At 59.3% G+C, this 17,088-nt stretch carries 14 protein-coding genes; 5 read left to right on the top strand and 9 right to left on the bottom strand.

The genetic code is table 11. The annotated features are described in order from the left end of the window. Positions 1–28: 28 nt before the first annotated feature. Positions 29–460: a transcriptional repressor gene (locus KF814_16510; protein ID MBX3237749.1), complete on the bottom strand. Its 432-nt coding sequence runs from the start codon at positions 458–460 to the stop codon at positions 29–31. 219 nt (positions 461–679) lie between these two features. On the opposite strand from KF814_16510, the gene KF814_16515 reads away from it, so the two are divergent. Continuing rightward, positions 680–1,243, top strand: a complete 564-nt coding sequence (locus KF814_16515) for a hypothetical protein (GenBank protein ID MBX3237750.1) — start codon at positions 680–682, stop codon at positions 1,241–1,243. A 22-nt stretch (positions 1,244–1,265) separates the two neighbouring features. On the opposite strand, the gene KF814_16520 is transcribed toward KF814_16515, so the two are convergent. The 8 genes from KF814_16520 to KF814_16555 form a co-directional block, all read right to left on the bottom strand. Continuing rightward, positions 1,266–1,544 carry a hypothetical protein gene (locus KF814_16520; GenBank protein ID MBX3237751.1) on the bottom strand — a complete coding sequence of 93 codons (279 nt, stop codon included), beginning with the start codon at positions 1,542–1,544 and terminating at the stop codon, positions 1,266–1,268. A gap of 214 nt (positions 1,545–1,758) precedes the next feature. Next, positions 1,759–2,385, bottom strand: coding sequence for a response regulator transcription factor (locus tag KF814_16525; GenBank protein ID MBX3237752.1), 627 nt, complete (start codon positions 2,383–2,385; stop codon positions 1,759–1,761). After that, on the bottom strand, positions 2,382–5,531 hold the full coding sequence (locus tag KF814_16530) for a PAS domain S-box protein (GenBank protein MBX3237753.1): 3,150 nt from the start codon (positions 5,529–5,531) through the stop codon (positions 2,382–2,384). Before KF814_16530 ends, KF814_16525 begins: the two co-directional genes overlap by 4 nt. 31 nt (positions 5,532–5,562) lie before the next feature. After that, the gene (locus KF814_16535; GenBank protein ID MBX3237754.1) at positions 5,563–5,979 is read right to left on the bottom strand and encodes a hypothetical protein; all 417 of its coding nucleotides are present in this window, start codon (positions 5,977–5,979) and stop codon (positions 5,563–5,565) included. Between the two features lie 165 nt (positions 5,980–6,144). Beyond that, positions 6,145–6,801: a response regulator transcription factor gene (locus KF814_16540; GenBank protein MBX3237755.1), complete on the bottom strand. Its 657-nt coding sequence runs from the start codon at positions 6,799–6,801 to the stop codon at positions 6,145–6,147. A gap of 599 nt (positions 6,802–7,400) precedes the next feature. Then, positions 7,401–8,072, bottom strand: a complete 672-nt coding sequence (locus tag KF814_16545; GenBank protein ID MBX3237756.1) for a response regulator transcription factor — start codon at positions 8,070–8,072, stop codon at positions 7,401–7,403. Continuing rightward, positions 8,065–11,367 carry a PAS domain S-box protein gene (locus KF814_16550; GenBank protein MBX3237757.1) on the bottom strand — a complete coding sequence of 1,101 codons (3,303 nt, stop codon included), beginning with the start codon at positions 11,365–11,367 and terminating at the stop codon, positions 8,065–8,067. Before KF814_16550 ends, KF814_16545 begins: the two co-directional genes overlap by 8 nt. Positions 11,368–11,535: 168 nt before the next feature. Further along, on the bottom strand, positions 11,536–13,116 hold the full coding sequence (locus KF814_16555; protein ID MBX3237758.1) for a carboxypeptidase M32: 1,581 nt from the start codon (positions 13,114–13,116) through the stop codon (positions 11,536–11,538). A 41-nt stretch (positions 13,117–13,157) separates the two neighbouring features. Between KF814_16555 and KF814_16560 the strand changes: the two genes are divergently transcribed. From KF814_16560 to KF814_16575, 4 genes are all read left to right on the top strand, one after another. Then, positions 13,158–13,802: a class I SAM-dependent methyltransferase gene (locus tag KF814_16560; protein ID MBX3237759.1), complete on the top strand. Its 645-nt coding sequence runs from the start codon at positions 13,158–13,160 to the stop codon at positions 13,800–13,802. Then, on the top strand, positions 13,799–14,719 hold the full coding sequence (locus KF814_16565) for an EamA family transporter (GenBank protein MBX3237760.1): 921 nt from the start codon (positions 13,799–13,801) through the stop codon (positions 14,717–14,719). Before KF814_16560 ends, KF814_16565 begins: the two co-directional genes overlap by 4 nt. Positions 14,720–14,825: 106 nt before the next feature. Beyond that, positions 14,826–16,364 carry a PAS domain S-box protein gene (locus KF814_16570; protein MBX3237761.1) on the top strand — a complete coding sequence of 513 codons (1,539 nt, stop codon included), beginning with the start codon at positions 14,826–14,828 and terminating at the stop codon, positions 16,362–16,364. Continuing rightward, entirely contained in the window at positions 16,361–17,014 is a 654-nt protein-coding gene (locus KF814_16575; GenBank protein ID MBX3237762.1) for a response regulator transcription factor, read from the top strand. The genes KF814_16570 and KF814_16575 overlap by 4 nt, the downstream gene beginning before the upstream one ends. Positions 17,015–17,088 lie beyond the last annotated feature (74 nt).

Here is a 17,088-nt window from a genome sequence, read left to right on the forward strand (position 1 = left end):
AATATGCTACCTGAAAAAAGACGGGCCGTCAATGGCGGCAGTGCACGCAGAGGCCGTAGAGCTCAAGCCGGTGCGTTTGGATGACGAACCCATTCTTGGTCGCCACTTCCTCCTGGAGCCGCTCGATTTCGCAATTTTCGAACTCCACAATCTTTCCGCAGCCCGTACAGATCAGGTGATCATGGTGTCCCTTATGGGAGACGTTGTCGTACTGGGTTTGCGAACCGAAATGTCGTGCCTGCGCGATGCCTGCCTCGCAAAAGAGATTCAGTGTGCGATAGATGGTCGCCAGGCCGAGATGCGGGTCCTTTTTCGCGAGCTGGTGGTACATCGTCTCGGCGGTGACGTGTTCCTGGCGAAGGAAAGCCGTCAGGATGAGTTCTCGTTGGCGGGTCAGCTTCAACTGATGCTTCGCCAGGTGCTGGCGGAGGGCATCCATTTCTTTGTCAGTTTTTCTCATGACAGAACCGGCTGTGTAAGCGCCCCATTAAAAACGAAAGAGCCTCAGCTGGTCAAGGGGCGGTGTTTCAGTGGAGGCCATGAGCGAGTGGCTGAATTGAACTGTGTCGAACGAGTTCGGCTTGCGTGATGTGACGGGACACGCGCGACAGCGGTGCTGGCCAACGTTTTTGCGATCCTGCTATATTCGGACGATGTTTCGTATGGGAGGAACTTGGTAATGCGGAAACCGCAGGAAATGACGGTCGATCGGGTGCTGCTGTTATCGGTCCTGGCGCAGGTCGAACCCTACGGGTTGATGAGCGACGTGAAGCTGCAGCAACTGTGCTTTCTTGCTGAACTGCAGATGTTCGGAAAGGGATTCAAGGGGTTCCATTTCGAATTTTTCCGCTTCGCTTATGGCGCCTTCAGCAAAGATCTGGACAACGATCTGACCTCGCTCCGGCGGAAGGAGCGAATCGAAAATTTCAGCATTTCCGACCAGGCGAGGGAAGAGGTGTTGCCGCTGTTGCAGAAAGGGATTGAGGCCAGCGAAACGAACCAGAAGATCTATGAAATCTTGCAGGCGGTCCTCACAACCTATGGACCGCAGGACGTGACTGCCATCACCCAATCGGTCGAGTCCGTCGAATTGAGTACGCCGCAGCAGCCCGAATTCAAAATCCCGATCCGGGACATCGTCTTCCACACCACACTGCTCGTGCCGGCGCGGATTGAGGTGCAGGCTCAATTCGGTCTGCCTGGCGGCCTCACCGCCAAACTCAATGCTGCAATGGGCTATTGATTCCGTCGTGAGAGGGCGCGGCTCAACGAAGCTCGAGAAATCCACCCAGAAGCGCTGTTCTCAGTAACTGAGCCACGTTTGTCACGCCGAACTTCCTCATGATCATGGCGCGGTGCGCCTCCACGGTGCGCATGCTGATGCCCAGTTCTCGCGCGATATCCTGATTTTGGGCGCCAAGCCATACCCGCTCCAAAATCATCTGCTCGCGTTTGGTCAGCTCGATGGGACGCTGATAGGGTGAGAGCGGCGCGCTAATCAATGTGACTTTGGGCTTCTTGAATACACGCGTTTTTTTCGTCATTAGGAAGTCGCAACCTCCCAGGCTTAACTAGGGTGTCGTTGTCATCATCCTGCCTCGGCGGCCGGCCAGACAGGGAGTTTAAGTCCTACATGTAATAGTATGGCACGAGCGGTCATGGGCACAAATCAGGAGTTAGCTCGTTGTTGCGTCAGGCGGAATCCTACGATGTAATTCGTAGTATGATTGCAGGGGGTAGAACATGAGACGGAGGATGTCAGTCGACGAGTCGGGCGTCTACGGCATAGCGGATCAGGTCGGCGGTCGTGCGCAGCCGCAGCTTGTCCAGCAGCCGGCCGCGATATGTACTGACGGTCTTAGCACTGAGGGCTAGGCGATCACCGATCTCCGTCAAGGTGAGTCCTGCCGCCATCAACCGAAGGATCTGCAATTCTCTGTCCGACAGTGCACGCGGCCTGGTCGTGGGGCGATCCGACAGTTCATGGGCAAGCTGCTCTCCCAGCGAGAGACTGACGTACCGTCCTCCCGATAGCACTTTTTCCACTGCCGTGGTCAACTCCTCCGGTGCGCTGTCCTTGGTGACGTAGCCTGAAGCGCCGGCCCGAATGGCGCGTGTGGCATACTGCTCTTCTGGATAGAGGCTGAGGACAAGGACGGGGAGTTGCGGACGTGTTTGCTTTAGGTCTCTGAGCACATCGAGGCCGTGCCGATCAGGAAGGTTCAAATCGAGGATCACAAGGTCCCATTTGTGTTTGGTGAGGGCCTGTTGCATGCCGGCGGCAGATCCGGCCTCGCCGAAAGTTGGTGACGGCAGTTCTTCTGCCAAGACTTGCCGGAGTCCTTTTCGTACGATGGCGTGATCGTCGACCAGGAGGATATTCACGGCCGCACCTCCGAAGCTTGCGAGTCCACGGTCGCATTCGCTCCGCGTTCCTGGTGAAGTGGGATCCGCACAACGGCCGTCGTACCTTTACCCGGAGCGCCGTCTATGGAGAATTCTCCGTTCAAGAGTGAGGAACGTTCCCGTACCCCGCGCAGCCCAAGCCCGGTGGGCTTGGCGGCGACTTCCGTCGCGATACCTGCCCCATTGTCCTCGATCTGCAGCACGAGCGATTCTGCTGTCTGGGTCAATGAGATATGGACTTCTGACGCCTCCGCATGGCGGGCGATGTTGGTTAAAAGTTCCTGGGTGATGCGAAATAAGCCGGTTGAGATGGCTTCACCAAGTTGAAACGTGGAATGATCAGGCGACGTCGTCAATTCGCATAGAATGCCTGAGCGGGTCTCTAGGTCCTTGGCCAGCCATTGAATGGCCGCGACGAGGCCGAGGTCGTCCAGGTGAGTCGGACGAAGCCCCATGGCCGCATGGCGAGAGGCATCAATGGCCTGGTCTACCAACTGAAGGGATGAGCCGACTTGCGCCAGAAGCGATTCGAGGCCGGGTGCGGGTTGCTGGCTGCGTAGCTTCTTCTTGAGACTGCTGAGTTCCAACTTGATCGCTGTCAGCAGTTGCCCCAGTTGGTCGTGCAGATCATGAGCGATAGCCCGCCGCTCCTCCTCCTGAATCTCGATGAGTCGCCGTGAGAGGTCGCGATAGCGTTCGTTTGCTGTTTGTAGCTCCCGTTCGACGTGTTTCCGTTCGGTGATATCCCGGCTCACGCCGATCACGCCGATTACCGTGCCGCTTTCATCCCGATAGACATCCTTGGTGGAGAGATAGGTTCGAGCAAAGTCTGCCGTAGTGACTTCTTCTTCGAACGTTTGGGTGCTGTCCAAGGCGATCACACGATGGTCATCATCAGTCAACTGACGGGCTGTCTCCGGAGAGAACAATTCCCAGTCGGTGTGTCCCACGATTTCGTCGATCGGTCTGCCCGCTGCCGCCGCCACAGCCGGGTTGGCCAGGAGATACCGACCCTCCATGTCCTTTAGGTACACTGCGTCGGTCGTTCCGTTCGTGATCGCTGAGAGCAGAGTGAGGTTGCGGTGCAGCCGTTCGGCGGCTATGCGCTGCTCGGTGACGTCGGCGACCACGTAGGAAAAGCGGGGATACCCGCTGGGCCCTCGTCCAATGGAGCAGACGGTTGCATTGAGGTGCTGGGTTTTGCCTTCCTTGACATGCTCGTAGTCGAACTTGACCGGCGCTCCGGTTCGAGCCGCGGCCCGATAGTGTCGAATCCATTCGTCTACGATGTGACGGGGAACTCCGAGTGCGGTGGCGGTTCGGTTGTGCATCTCTTCGGGGGTGGTGCCGAAGAACGCCGCGGTGGTGGCATTGTCCGTGATGTGCAGGATGTCGTCATCGCAGAGTTCCACGACACCCATGAGAAGGACGCCGCTTTCAAAAAAGCTGCGGAGGATCGATTCGCTCTGTCGAAGCGCCGACTCGGCTTGTTTGGATGCGGTGACATCCGTGATCAGCGCATACACCCCCTGGGCGCTCCCCTGGGATCTGGTATCCGGCACGTAGTTGACTTTCATCCAACGACTCGGCTTGTCGGAGCGGGACATATGGTACTCGAACGAAATCGTTTGCCCTGACAGTGCCGCATCCACATAAGGTTTGGCGTACTCAAAATTTTTACGCCCCATCAATTGCATCATCGTCTGCCCGAGGATGCGATCCGCTGCCAGTCCAAAAAACGTTTCATACGCCTTGTTGACGAACTGGTATCGGTATTGCCGATCAACGTAGGAAAAGAACCCGGGAACATTGTCGGCGAGGACACGGAATTCCTGCTCTTGTCTGCGGAGACGATGTTCCGTTTCTTTCCAGGCGGTAATGTCGCGGAATGAGGCGACAATGCCGTAGGGCTCCGTCGCGTCTCTACGAGCCAAGGCTTCGGTATTGATGGAAATCCACACAAGCCGGTTATCCTCCCGGCGGACCCCCATGATCACATTGGCTTGCGGTTTTCCGGTACGCAAGCTCACCATGACCGGATGGGATTCAGCAGGGAATGGCCGGCCGTCTTCGTGCACGGTCCGCCAGGACGGATCCGAGGCGTTTCGGCCTACGAGCACGTCTGCCGGGACGCCTAAGATGAGGCTGGCGCTTGGGTTACAGGAGACGATGGTCCCGGTGTGATCCAATACGACGACGCCCTCGGCCAGCGCCGTGATCACACCGCGATAGCGCTCCTCGCTTTCGCGCAAGGCCTGCTCCGCCTGCTTTTGTTCGGTGATGTCTAGGTGCGATCCGGTCATGCGGACAGGAACGCCCTGGTCGTCCCGGAGGAGCGTGGCATGGGTCAGTATCCAACGATATCGACCGTCTTTGTGTCGGAGTCGATGTTCCAGGCGATAGGTAGGGATCTGGCCGGAGAGGAACTGATTGACGAGTCCGAAGGCCCGTTCCCGGTCTTCCGGATGCAACCGCGTTTCCCATTCGGAAGGAGAATCGGATATCTCCTGGTCGGCATACCCCAAGCTCTGTTTCCACAGGGGGGAGTAGTATGTTCGGTTCGTTCGAAGGTTCCAGTCCCAAATGCCGATTTGCGTGGCCGACACGACAAGGCTGAACCGATCCTCCGTTTCGCGGAGCACTTTCTCTGTCTCGGCGAGGGTCGTGATCTGCAGCTCGAGTGCCGCGTTCGTTTGCTGCAGGGCCTCCGTCCGTTGGGCGATGAGGTTTTCGAACTCCGATCGTTCTTGCCGCTGACGCACGTGGACCAACAACAGCGCCAAGACCCAGCCTGCGACGATGGCCAAGGTGCGGTTGAAGTAGGCGGCAGAGAGATTGCCGACCGGCGAGACGGTCAAGCCGGCCAGCGTCAGCAGGGTCATCGCGGCGGCGCCGAGGGCGGGGGCGTAACGGCTCGTGAGCCAATGTGTGAGGATCACCGGCAGCAGGTAGAGGGTGGGAACGGAGTAACCTTGCGGGATATAGCAATCGAGGACGAAGATGGCGATGAACAGGCCGGCGGTGAGAGGGCGGCACCAGCGGGCGCCTCTCATGAGTAGGCTGAGAGATTCCAGTGCAGTCATAGCAATGCCGACGAACAGGGCAGAATCGCCCCTGCGCGGCATTATACCTCTCTTGGATCGATCGGGGTATGGGTTAGGCGTTGCTGCGGTGTCCGGTTGCCACGGATTGTGGATGCCTCGAGGCAAGTGCCGACTGCAGGGTGAGTTGAAGGCTTGCGGGGGCTACAGGCTCGATCAGGCAGTAATCGAGGCGGAGCGCTTGAGCGACCGTCTTGAATTTTTCGCTCTCAAGGGCCGGCTCGTGTAGCACCGCGACTATCGCAATTTTGACGTCGGGAAACGTTCGTCGCAATTCGGCCAGTTCCTCAGGGCCTTGGTCGTCCCTAATGACGGAGCGTGCAATCACCAAGTCGGGAGGCTGGGATGCCGCCTGGATTTGCGCGACCGCCAGACTGCCGGCGTGGCGGATCGCCAGGTCTTTGGCCGGCGCAGCCAGTCCGACCATTCGACGCAAGGTCTCATCGGCATTGATCAGCAGGATGGTAGTCATAGCCCTCGGTTTTGAAAGTGGTGGTCGGCTGATGCCGCGACCGATTCTATAATCAATTACACATGATAGACGGGATTCTTGAAATCGGATGAATGCGGAAAGTAGTGCAGGATTACAGCTGGCCGTGCTGTCAGAAAAATCCTCGTTCGGCGCGGGCCGTGACGCTCAGGTCAATTGCTGATCAACGGCGTAGCGGATCAGCTCGGCGGTCGTCTGCATGCCGAGTTTGGTAAGGATCCGGGAGCGATAGGTACTGACGGTCTTGACGCTCAGGTTCAGGTGGCCCGCGATCTGTGTCAGGCGGCGGCCTCTGGCGATCCATTGGAGGATTTCCAACTCCCGGTCCGATAGTGAGCGGTGGATCTGTGATGTCTGGCCCTTCGCAGCAGTATGTCGGTGGGAAACTTCGAGGGCCAAGTGCTCGGCGAGTTCGGGGCTGATGTAGTGCCCTCCTGCCAGGAGCTTTTGTACGGCTGCGGATACCTCTTTGATCCCCTTGTCTTTGCTCAGAAAACCAGAGGCGCCTGCCTTCAACGCACGCAGGGCAAAATGGTCCTCCGCCTGCAGGCTAAGGGCCAAAACCGGCATGTTGTGATGCGTCGCTTTGATCTCGCGCAGCACTTCCAATCCGCTTCGGTCCGGAAGGCTCAAATCGAGGAGCACCAGGTCCCAACGCTGTTTCTGAACGAGGTCGATGGCTTCCTGCGCATGTTCTGCTTCCTGAAGCAGGAGTGCCGGGTGGTCGGAAGACAGGATATCGGCGAGTGTTTCCTTCAGGCCGCGGCGGACGATGGCATGGTCGTCCACGATCAAAATATTCATGGGCTGGGCTCCGTGGGCCAATGGGAGCCACGGTCGGCAGTACGGCGCAGGGATGATCGGGATGTTGGGAGGATGTTTGTCTTTCTGATGCGCCGGGGGCGTTTCAGTAGGCCCTGTGTTCGGGATCGTGATCGGCCTCCAATCCCTTGACCAGTCTGCACTAGGAAATCACCTTAGCGTACATTCATGCGACTGTGTAGCAGACCACATAGCCGGTTTGGCAGGGCTAGACGGCCCTGCGTCTACTTGGGCAGTTGGTCCTGTAAGGACCGCGTAGGAAAACGGGAAGGCCGGGCCCGTGACCGGCTTCCTACTGGTAACAACGGACTTGCAGCAGTCCATAGAAACTGCGGTCATTGGGGATTCCAATGCCTGGTTTACGTCGAGGCAGAGGGGGGGCAGATGCGGCACAGGATCGGGGGTTGGGGCCTTAGGCTGTCTCATTCAGATTCAACAAACGATCTCCTGAAATACTCTGTATATTCAATCACAACAGTGGTTTTATCGAAATCAGAAGGACAGGGCATCTCTTGGCAGAAGATTGCGCTGGTCGCTGTAGGAGGAAAGCTGATATGTGCGCGGCCGGTTGGGGCTTCTGATTACTCGACCAAGTGGTGGTCGAGCGCGTATCGGATCAGATCGGCAGTGGTATTCAAATGTAGTTTCTCCAAGAGCCGAGCACGGTAGGTGCTGACGGTCTTGAAGCTCAACGATAGTTGGTCGGCGATCTCCGTGACGGTCTTGCCTCGGGCGATCCATCGCAGCACTTCAAGTTCGCGGTCCGACAACAACTCGTGCAGTGCTGTTGGTGCGGGTGTGGCGCGCCTGGTGAGTTCGTCGGCTAACCGCTCCGCTAAGGAAGCGCTGATATATCGGCCACCCGCCAGCACCTTGTCCACGGCGAGGGTGATTTCCGCCGGCGCCGTGCTCTTCGTCAGATACCCTGCCGCACCGGCCCGCAACGCGCGGGTGGCATATTGTGCCTCCGGGTAGAGGGTGAGGATCAGGACGGGGAGCTCCGGCCGGAGAATCTTGATTTCCTTCAAGGCATCCAAGCCGTTCTTGTCCGGCAGATTGATATCGATGATGGCCAGATCCCACGGATGGTTCTGTCCGGCTTGCATCAGCCCCTGGCCGGTTTCCACCTCGCTGAACTGCACCGAGACCAATTCCTGTTCCAGTAGCTGCTTCAACCCTTGTCGGACGATGGCATGATCGTCGGCCAGCAGGATTCGAAGGGGATGAGCGTGTTGGTGGTGAGTCCTAGTCATGGCGTGGTTGCATCGCTTGCTGCCGGGTCAGGGGAAGCGTCAGGCCTGCTCTGGTCCCGGTGCCCGGCCTGCCGGTGATGGTGAACGATCCTCCAAGCAATGCCGCCCGTTCCTGCATGCCTTGGATGCCGTAGGACGTGGTCGCGTCTATCTGGTTGGGAGTGATGCCGATGCCGTTGTCTTGAAATTCCAATTCAAGCTGGCCGTCTTGAATATCCAAGACAATATTGACGTGCGATGCGTTGGCATGCCGGATTACGTTGGTCAGCAATTCCTGCATGATGCGATAGGCGGCGGTCGCAATGTCTGAATCGACGGGCGTCGCGGCCCGGTCCGGCCCGGCTGTGAATTCGCAGTTGATGCCGGTGCGGAAAGAAAATTCATCGACGCTCGCCTGCAAGGCCGGGAACAGTCCGAGCTCGTCCAGCATGGCAGGGCGTAGAATGGTCGTCATGTAATGGATGGCCGCCATCGTGCGTTCGGTCAGGGTAATCATGGTTGAGATACGGTTAAGGACCGCGGGATCGTGTCTGGGAATGGAGTCGGACTCCAGGCGCTTACGGAGGCTGAACAGGTCAAACTGCAGCGCCGTGAGAGCTTGACCGAACTCGTCGTGGAGTTCACGTGAAATCCGTCCGCGCTCGAATTCTTCGGCCTGGGTCAGCCGGAGGGTGGCGTCTCGAAGACGATCGTAGGCCTGCTGGAGTTCGGTCTCCGCGGCTTTTCTCGCAGTGACGTCCTGGACCGTGCCGGTAAAGCGGATGACCTGGCCGGCCTGATCGTAGGTGGCTTGGCCGAGGTTGGACGCCCATCGTACGGCGCCGTCAGAGCGAATGAATTGGAACTCCAGCGTGACAGGGGTGTGGGCCGCGATTGCATACTCCAAGGCGTCGCTGAAGGCTTCACGGTGGTCGGGATGAACAAGTTGACGAAAGGCCTGCAGGGTGCCTTCAAAGGATCGGAGACCGAAAATGCTGAAGCATTCTTCGGACCAGTAGATTCGGTCACTTGCCGCATCCCACTCCCACACTCCCATTTCGGAGGTCCTCAAGGCCAACTGTAGGCGTTTCGTGCTCATGCGGAGCGCTTCTTCGTTGCGTTTACGGTCGGTGATATCCATGGCGACGCCGATAGTGCCGACGATTCGTCCATGGCCGTCAAAGCGCGGTTCGACATGGGTATGAAACGTCGCGACATTCGTCGCCAGTTCCAGCGTGACGCGGTCTCCCTTGAGGGCGCGCTGGTGTTGTTCCAGTATGGGAGGGAGAGCGCCAAGGCCGGTCATAAATTGCTCCAGCGACTGGCCCACGATCTCATCGGGCGCCAACCCCAACGTCGTCAGGCCTCGACCGGTCGAGGAGGTAAAGTGCAAATCCGGGCTCATGGTCCAAAGGATGGCCGGGAATTCCTCGAGTAGGAGGCGGAGTTCTTGCTGCCGGTGACGTGCGGCCTCCTCGGCAAGTTTTCGATCCGTGATGTCCCGTACCATCGCCAGCAGGTGAGATGGGATTCCCTCGGCTGATCGAATCAGAGAGATGCTGACCGTGGCCCACACATGGGTGCCGTCCTTGCGGATGTATCGCTTTTCGAACTCCTGGCGAGTCGCCCGACCATCCAGCAGGCTCTTTACTCTTTCAAGATTGGCGGGCAAGTCGTCGGGGTGTGTCAACGATTGGAAGGTGCGGCCGCGCAGTTCCCCTTCCTCATAGCCTAAGATGGCGCAGATAGCAGGGTTCACCTGACTGATGTGTCCGGCAAGATCTGCGGTCGAGATCCCCAGTGAGGCATGATGATAGGCCTGGCGAAAGCGCTCTTCGCTCTCACGCAATGCCGCCTCGATGTGTTTGCGTTCGGTAATATCGAGGATCACACCCTGCAGCGTTTGCGCTTTGCCGTCCATCAGGGAGACCGTTACGCTGTCATATACCCACACCGTGCGGCCATCCGCCGCGATCATGCGGTATTCGAAGCTATGGGCGGCGCCTCTGGCCGTGTGATCGTGACAGTACTGGATGGCCGCGGCCCGGTCGTCGGGATGGAGATGGTTAGGCCAGAATTGCGGATCATCCAACCATTGTTGAACGGGATAACCGAGCAACGTTTCGGCATGGCCGCTGACAAATGTAAACTGAAAGGTGCTGGCGTCGGCCTCCCACACGATCCCGTCGATGCGTTCCACGAGGTCGCGATAGCGTTGTTCGGATAGCCGCAGAGCCTGTTCGGTGGATTTGCGAACCGAGACGTCGCGCACGATCGCCAGGATGTAGGGGCGATCCAGATGCACCAATCGACAGCTCACTTCCACAGGAAAGGTCGAGCCATCCTTGCGTCGGTGGATCGATTCCGTCGGAACCGATCCCTGTGGCGGCATCGATCGAATTCGCTCCCGCCACACTTCAGGGTCGAAGTGCGGCGCAATATCGAAGACGGAGAGCTGCAGAAATTCTTCACGGGTATAGCCGAGATCGGCATGGGCGGGCTCGTTGCAGTCTAAAAAACGAGCCGAGGCCGGGTCGATGATCTCGATGGCGTCGGTGGCCTGATCCAGGAGGGAGCGGAAGAAGGCGAGGGCATTTTCCCGTTCCTTGCGATCCGTTACGTCGATCATCGCCCCGATCATCCGCACCGCCTTGCCGTCCGGCGTCCGGAGGATCGTGCCACGATCGAAGTAGCTGCGATAGGACCCATCAGCCGTACGGAAACGGTATTCGTCGGCCCAGCCGGAGTCGCTGCCGGCAATCGCTCGTTGCACGTTTTCCGTCACCCTCGGGCGCTCATCCGGATGCAGTCGCGATGCCCAGGCTCGAATCGACGGTTCCGACTCCGAGTCTAAATTGAAGAGGGCTCGTGCGTTGGCGCTCCACCAATGGCGATCGGTCGTGATGTCCCATTCCCAGAGGATGTCATGGGTATGGTGGGCTAGAATCTGCCATCGTTCCTCGGTCTGTCCAAGCTTGTCCTGTCGTATCCGAAGTCGCACAAGGAACCAGGCGACGAACCAGAGCGTCATCACCCCGGTGAGTCGATTGAAAGTTGCGGTCGAGAGCGAGGTCCCGGGCGGTGAGAATACGAAGCCCGCGCAGATCAACAGCGAGCAGAGAGCCGCGAAGGGCAGGGGGGCTTGCCGATTCCGCATCTGAAAGCTGAGGGCGAGCGGAATAAAATAGAGGATCCAGGGAATGTGGCCGAGGGGGAGCGCAATATCAGCCGAGCAAATCAGGCCGGTGGTCAGGCCGATCGACATCAGAACGCGCAAATCCTTCCCGAATATCATGTGCCGAGACTGGGTCTGCATGAACGATGCAACTGACGATGGGAATACAGAATCGACGAGCGACTTTACCTGATCTATACGTGAGCGCAGTAGGGCCGTTAGGCTCTATCTCGACGGTAGTAATACTGAAGAAATAGCATCACTCATGGAAGTTGGTCCGGCCTTGGCCGGCCAACTTCGTGCACGAGGTCAGCTGAGTCGATACAGCTCGGAGTATTTCCGTTCGACATAGCGCAGGAATGGTTCGGGATCGAGACTTGTCCCCGTGATGCGCTGGCACAAGTGCGTTGGGGTGAACATGCGCCCCCAGCGATGGATCTTCTGTTCCAGCCACCGTCGCAATCCCATCAGCCGGCCCGCGGCGATGTCCTCTTCCAGATGCGGCAGTTCGCGCGCGGCCTGCTCATAGAATTGCACGGCGTAGAGGTTGCCCATGGTGTAGGTCGGAAAGTAGCCGAATGCTCCCATGGACCAATGCACGTCCTGCAGCACCCCGTCGGCGTCTCGATCTGGAACAACTCCGAGATCATGCCGCATCTTTTCGTTCCAAATACCGGGCAGGTCCTCCGGCTGCACGCGTCCCTCGACTAGGTCCCGCTCGATCTCGAATCTCAGCATGATGTGCAAGTTGTACGTCAGCTCGTCCGCCTCGACACGGATCAGCGACGGTTGCGCGCGGTTGATGGCGACGTAGAACTGCTCCAATCCCACGTGCCGCAACTGTTCGGGGAAGGTCTGCTGCAGGATCGGATAAAAAAACCGCCAGAAGGGGCGTGAGCGGCCGACGCAGTTTTCCCACAACCGTGATTGGCTTTCATGAATTCCCAGCGACACGGATTCTCCCAACGGGGTGCCGTAATAGCGGGGATCGAGGCCTTGGTCGTAGAGCCCGTGGCCGCCCTCGTGGATGCAGCTGAAGAGGCAGGAGGGCAGATCCTCCTCGAAGACCCTGGTCGTCACGCGCACATCGGTGGGATGAAACGATGTAGTGAAGGGATGGGCGGAGAGGTCCAGCCGGCCTCGCTCGAAGTCATACCCCATGGCCGTGAGCACCAGCCGGCCGAATTCGATTTGACGCGCGCTGTCGAAGTGCTGCGTGAGCGCCCTGTGATCGATCGAGACGGCGCTCTGTGTCACTCGTTTCAAAAGCGGGACCAATCGTGCGCGAAGTTGTTCGAAGAGCGGAGTCAGTTGGGCAATGGTCGAGCCGGGCTCATAGACGTCGAGCAACGCATCATAGGGGGAAGCCTTGTAGCCGAGGTAATCGGCTTCCTCGCGTTTCATCGCCAACAGACTCGAGAGGTGAGGAAGGAAGGCCTTGAAGTCGCTTGCCGTCCGTGCCTCGACCCACGCCTGCTGAGCCAACGAGCAGGCGCGACTCAGACGCACGACGAAGGCCGAGGGCAGCTTCTTGGCGCGGCTGAAGTCGCGCCAGACCTCGCGCAGGAGGGATCGGGATGGTTCGTCCCAGGACTCCTGCCCTTGCTCCGCTGCTTGTCCGGTGGTCGGGTCTACCCATGACGACAGCAAGGCCGCGATCTCGTCGGAGACGAGTTTTTGGTGCGCCAGTCCCTGCAACACCGCGATCTGCTCGGCGCGCGCGGGGCCCCCTCCGACGGGCATGTACGTTTCCTGGTCCCAGGACAAGACCGAGGCGGCGGCATTGATGCGTTGGATTTCCAGCAAGCGGGTCGAAAGCGGTTCCAAGGTTGCGAGGTTCTTCACGTCTGACTCCTTCCACCGCCGGGTCCGTGGTATGATCCGCGGCATTTGTCAGGTATTGTCGCATAACCCCTCAGTGGAGTGAAACGATGCCCGAGTTGGTTTCCGCCGACATCGAGACGTATGCCGAATCCCATTCCCTGCCGGAATCGCCCGTCCGGCGCGCATTACGCGAAGAGACCGAACGGACGATGGAATATGCACGCATGATCGTCGGGCCGTTGGAAGGGGCGTTTCTGCATATGATGGCGGGGCTCGTGCGGGCAACCCGGGTGTTGGAAATCGGCATGTTCACCGGCTACAGTGCGCTCTGCTTTGCGGAGGCGCTGCCGTCCGACGGCCGAGTCGTCACCTGCGAAGTGGATGAGGAGTCGGCGGCGGTGGCGCGGCGCTTCTTCGGCCGGTCTGAGCATGGCGGCAAAATCGACATTCGAATGGGGCCGGCCCTCGACACGCTGCAACAACTGACCGGTCCTTTCGATCTGGTCTTTATCGATGCGGACAAACTCAACTACGTGAACTACTATCGCCGCGCGATTGAGCTCCTCTCGCCGCACGGGGCGATTCTCATCGATAACGTACTGTGGGACGGCGATGTATTGAAGCAACCTCCGCCCGACGAAAAGACCGCGGCGATTCAGGAGGTCAATCGGGTGGTGGCGGCCGATGTCCGTGTGACATCGGTGTTGGTTCCGATCCGCGACGGCATTCTGGTGGTGAGAAAACGGGGATGAGCCAGGGCGACAAGGCCAGCGCACAGTCCTCCGAAACTACCGCCTACGCGGCGTTATCGTTGGCGGCCGTATTGTGGGGAGGGTCGATCGTTGCGCAGAAGCTCGCCTTGGGCGCGTTCTCGGCCGTCGAAGCTTCCGCGCTCCGCGATATCGGCGGGCTCATCATTGTGCTGGCGACGTGGTGGTGGCAGGAAGGCCGCTTGGCCTCGTTCAACGCCGCAGATCTCCGAACATTGTTCCTGCTTGGGCTTGGAGTGCTGGGTAACCACCTCCTCATCCTCTATGGCTTGCGCTTTGTCAGCGGCGCCGTTGCAGGTGTGATCATCGGTTCAGCACCGGTGGTGACGGCACTGCTGTCGGCATTGTTGATACAAGATGTCCCGCTGCGGCTGGTCTGGGCCGGAGGGGTTTTGTCCTGCGCGGGGGTGGCGCTGGTGTCCGTGGCCGGATTCCAAGCAGCCGGCGAACAGCCCCTCCTCGGCGGATTGTTGGTCTTCGGCGGGGTGGTGAGTTGGGCGTTATATAGTATCGGCAGCCGGTCCATCATGGCGCGCGTGTCGCCGCTCACGGTCAATTGGACTACGCTGCTCGTGGCCACCGTTCTTCAACTACCCCTCCTCTGGACGGACCGGAAAATGCTGGAGGCAGGCCCGGCCTCTGTGACCACGCCGGATTGGTTGGCCCTTGCCTATCTCGTGGTATTCGCCACGGCGGTGGCGCAGCAGGCCTGGCTGTATGGCGTGCAGGGGATCGGACCCTCGCGCGCCTCGGTGCTCGGCAATTTGACGCCCGTCGCGGCCGTCGCGTTGTCGGTAGCCGTGCTGCAGGAATCGGTTGGGCTCGTGGAACTCGTCGGTATCGCCCTGATTTTGGCCGGGGTGTGGCTCGTCGGTTGGCAGTCGGCGCGAGCCAAATGACCGCCCGAGTGCCGCGGGCGGTCGCTTTCATCACGACTGGCTATCCTTCCTGCCCTTTGCTATCGTGCGCCCTATCCGACACATCCGACCAATCGATGTAAGCGTCATGGGTACGAAAGCTGCGAAACGACAGCCATCCCGGCAAGGCTCGGTGAAGCAACAGGCCGCGGTCATGGTCACGTCGCGGGACGGGCTGATCAAGGCCTTCAGCAGGGCGGCCGAGCGCATGTTGGGCGTACGGGCTCAAGCGGTGGTGGGAAAACTCACGCCGGTGGCTTTTCATGACGAGACGGAGTGGCGCCGGCGTTTGCCCAAGCCCAAGAAGACGCCCCGTGCGTTGGAGACGGCAGCCTTCCGGCTCATTGTCGCCAAGGCAGGATTGAGACGTCCCTCCGAGGCTGCATGGACCTATGTCCGTCGCGACGGCCACCGCTTTCCCGTCATTGTGTCGATCACCGCCTTCCCGGCCGAGGGCGGTCGGGTTGGGGGCTATGTCTTCGTCATTCATGATACGAGTCGGCAGTTGCACACAGAGCAGATGTTGCGCCGGCAGGCCGAATTGCTGGACCTTGCCAACGATGCGATTCTCGTGCGCGATCTCAAGCGGGACACAATTACGTATTGGAATGACGGAGCGGTCCGGCTCTACGGTTGGAGTAACAAAGAGGCGTTGGGGGCCTACATTCACAAATTCCTGCACACCAAGTTTCCGCGTCCCTTACCGGAGGTGAAACGGAAGTTTCTTGCGAACGGATTCTGGAACGGCGAGCTTGTTCACACCACCAAGACCGGCAAGCGAATCACGGTGTCCAGTCGGTGGACGTTATTGCGGGACGCGAATGGCGTCCCTGAAGGAAGTCTCGAACTCAATACCGACATTACGACTCAGAAGCACGCGCAGGCGGTGCTCGAGGCCGCCCACGAAGAACTCGAGCGGCGGGTCACCGAGCGGACGGCGGCGCTCAGCGAGGCGAATGAGCGCTTGCGCGTGCTCTCGCGTCGCCTGATGGAGATTCAGGAGACGGAACGTCGTGCGATTGCCCGTGATTTGCATGATGAAGTCGGCCAGGCTTTGACGGCCATCCGGCTCAATTTACAGGAAATTCGAGACGCGCCCAAATCCCAATCGGTCGAAAAGGAGATTGTCGACAGCATGCAGGTGCTGGATCAAGTACTCCAACACGTGCGGAGCATAGCCCTCGATCTTCGTCCATCGCTTCTCGACGAACTGGGGTTGGTGCCGGCCTTACGGTGGTATGTGGCCAAACAGGCGGAGCGGGCGGGGTGGCATGTGGACTTCCAGGTCGAAGGCATGACCACCCGTCCCTCTCCCGACGTCGAAATCGCTTGCTTTCGATTAACCCAAGAAGCCTTGACCAACGTGGTGCGCCATGCCTCCGCGCAGCGCGTCAAAGTATCGTTGCGAAGCGATCGCGGAACGCTTGTGTTAATCGTCCGGGATGACGGCGTGGGATTCGAGCCGCAGCTGCTTCGCTCCGACCCTCGCGCACAGAGGACGGTTGGGCTCTCGGGGATGGAGGAACGGGTTCGCCTGGTCGGCGGACAATTTGCACTTTCGTCCGCCCGTCGCCAGGGCACGGAGGTTCGCGCGACGTTTCAGCTCGACGAGGGAGAGCGACGATGAGTACGGTCCGTGTCTTACTCGCTGAAGACCATACGCTGGTCCGAGCCGGGTTTCGTGCGTTGCTCGAAAAACTGGAGGGGGTCCAAGTCATCGGGGAAGTGAGCGATGGTCGCGATGCGCTCAACATGGCCAAGGAATTGACCCCCGACATTGTGCTGATGGATATCGCGATGCCCGGACTCAATGGACTCGAAGCCACCCGCCGTTTGCGCCAGGCTTGTCCGGGAACGAAGGTCCTCATGTTGTCGATGTACACGAACGAGGAATATCTCAAGGAAGCGCTCCGGGCCGGTGCAGCCGGGTATCTGCTGAAAGACGCGGATCGAACCGAGTTTGAGTTGGCCATTAAGACCGTATGTCGGGGTGGGACCTACCTGGCGCCGGCGCTCGCGAAGTTTACGGTCGACGCCTTCTGCCGGGACGATGCCGCTCCCGCCGGTCCTCTCGCGAAGCTGACTGCCAGGCAACGCGAGATTCTGCAGTTGGTCGCGGAAGGGTGCTCGACCAAACAAATCGCCCAACGATTGAATCTCAGCGTCAAAACAGTGGAAGCGCATCGTACCCAAATCATGGATCGCCTTGAAATCCATGATATTCCCGGCCTTGTACGGCTGGCCGTCCGGACGGGGCTTGTTGCCCCGGATCCATAATAGGTGTCCGAGCAGGCCGCTTGCTGCTGAATCCCCCTCCGTAACTCCTCGCGGACCGCAATCAGGAAGACCGG

It is taken from the genome of Nitrospiraceae bacterium, assembly GCA_019637075.1.
Lineage (GTDB): Bacteria > Nitrospirota > Nitrospiria > Nitrospirales > Nitrospiraceae > JAHBWI01.

Coding starts and splice junctions, on each gene's coding strand:
- KF814_16510 (MBX3237749.1), bottom strand. CDS start 460: ATGAGAAAAACTGACAAAGAAATGGATGCCCTCCGCCAGCACCTGGCG.
- KF814_16515 (MBX3237750.1), top strand. CDS start 680: ATGCGGAAACCGCAGGAAATGACGGTCGATCGGGTGCTGCTGTTATCG.
- KF814_16520 (MBX3237751.1), bottom strand. CDS start 1,544: ATGACGAAAAAAACGCGTGTATTCAAGAAGCCCAAAGTCACATTGATT.
- KF814_16530 (MBX3237753.1), bottom strand. CDS start 5,531: ATGCCGCGCAGGGGCGATTCTGCCCTGTTCGTCGGCATTGCTATGACT.
- KF814_16535 (MBX3237754.1), bottom strand. CDS start 5,979: ATGACTACCATCCTGCTGATCAATGCCGATGAGACCTTGCGTCGAATG.
- KF814_16540 (MBX3237755.1), bottom strand. CDS start 6,801: ATGAATATTTTGATCGTGGACGACCATGCCATCGTCCGCCGCGGCCTG.
- KF814_16545 (MBX3237756.1), bottom strand. CDS start 8,072: ATGACTAGGACTCACCACCAACACGCTCATCCCCTTCGAATCCTGCTG.
- KF814_16550 (MBX3237757.1), bottom strand. CDS start 11,367: ATGCAGACCCAGTCTCGGCACATGATATTCGGGAAGGATTTGCGCGTT.
- KF814_16555 (MBX3237758.1), bottom strand. CDS start 13,116: ATGCCGCGGATCATACCACGGACCCGGCGGTGGAAGGAGTCAGACGTG.
- KF814_16560 (MBX3237759.1), top strand. CDS start 13,158: ATGCCCGAGTTGGTTTCCGCCGACATCGAGACGTATGCCGAATCCCAT.
- KF814_16565 (MBX3237760.1), top strand. CDS start 13,799: ATGAGCCAGGGCGACAAGGCCAGCGCACAGTCCTCCGAAACTACCGCC.
- KF814_16570 (MBX3237761.1), top strand. CDS start 14,826: ATGGGTACGAAAGCTGCGAAACGACAGCCATCCCGGCAAGGCTCGGTG.
- KF814_16575 (MBX3237762.1), top strand. CDS start 16,361: ATGAGTACGGTCCGTGTCTTACTCGCTGAAGACCATACGCTGGTCCGA.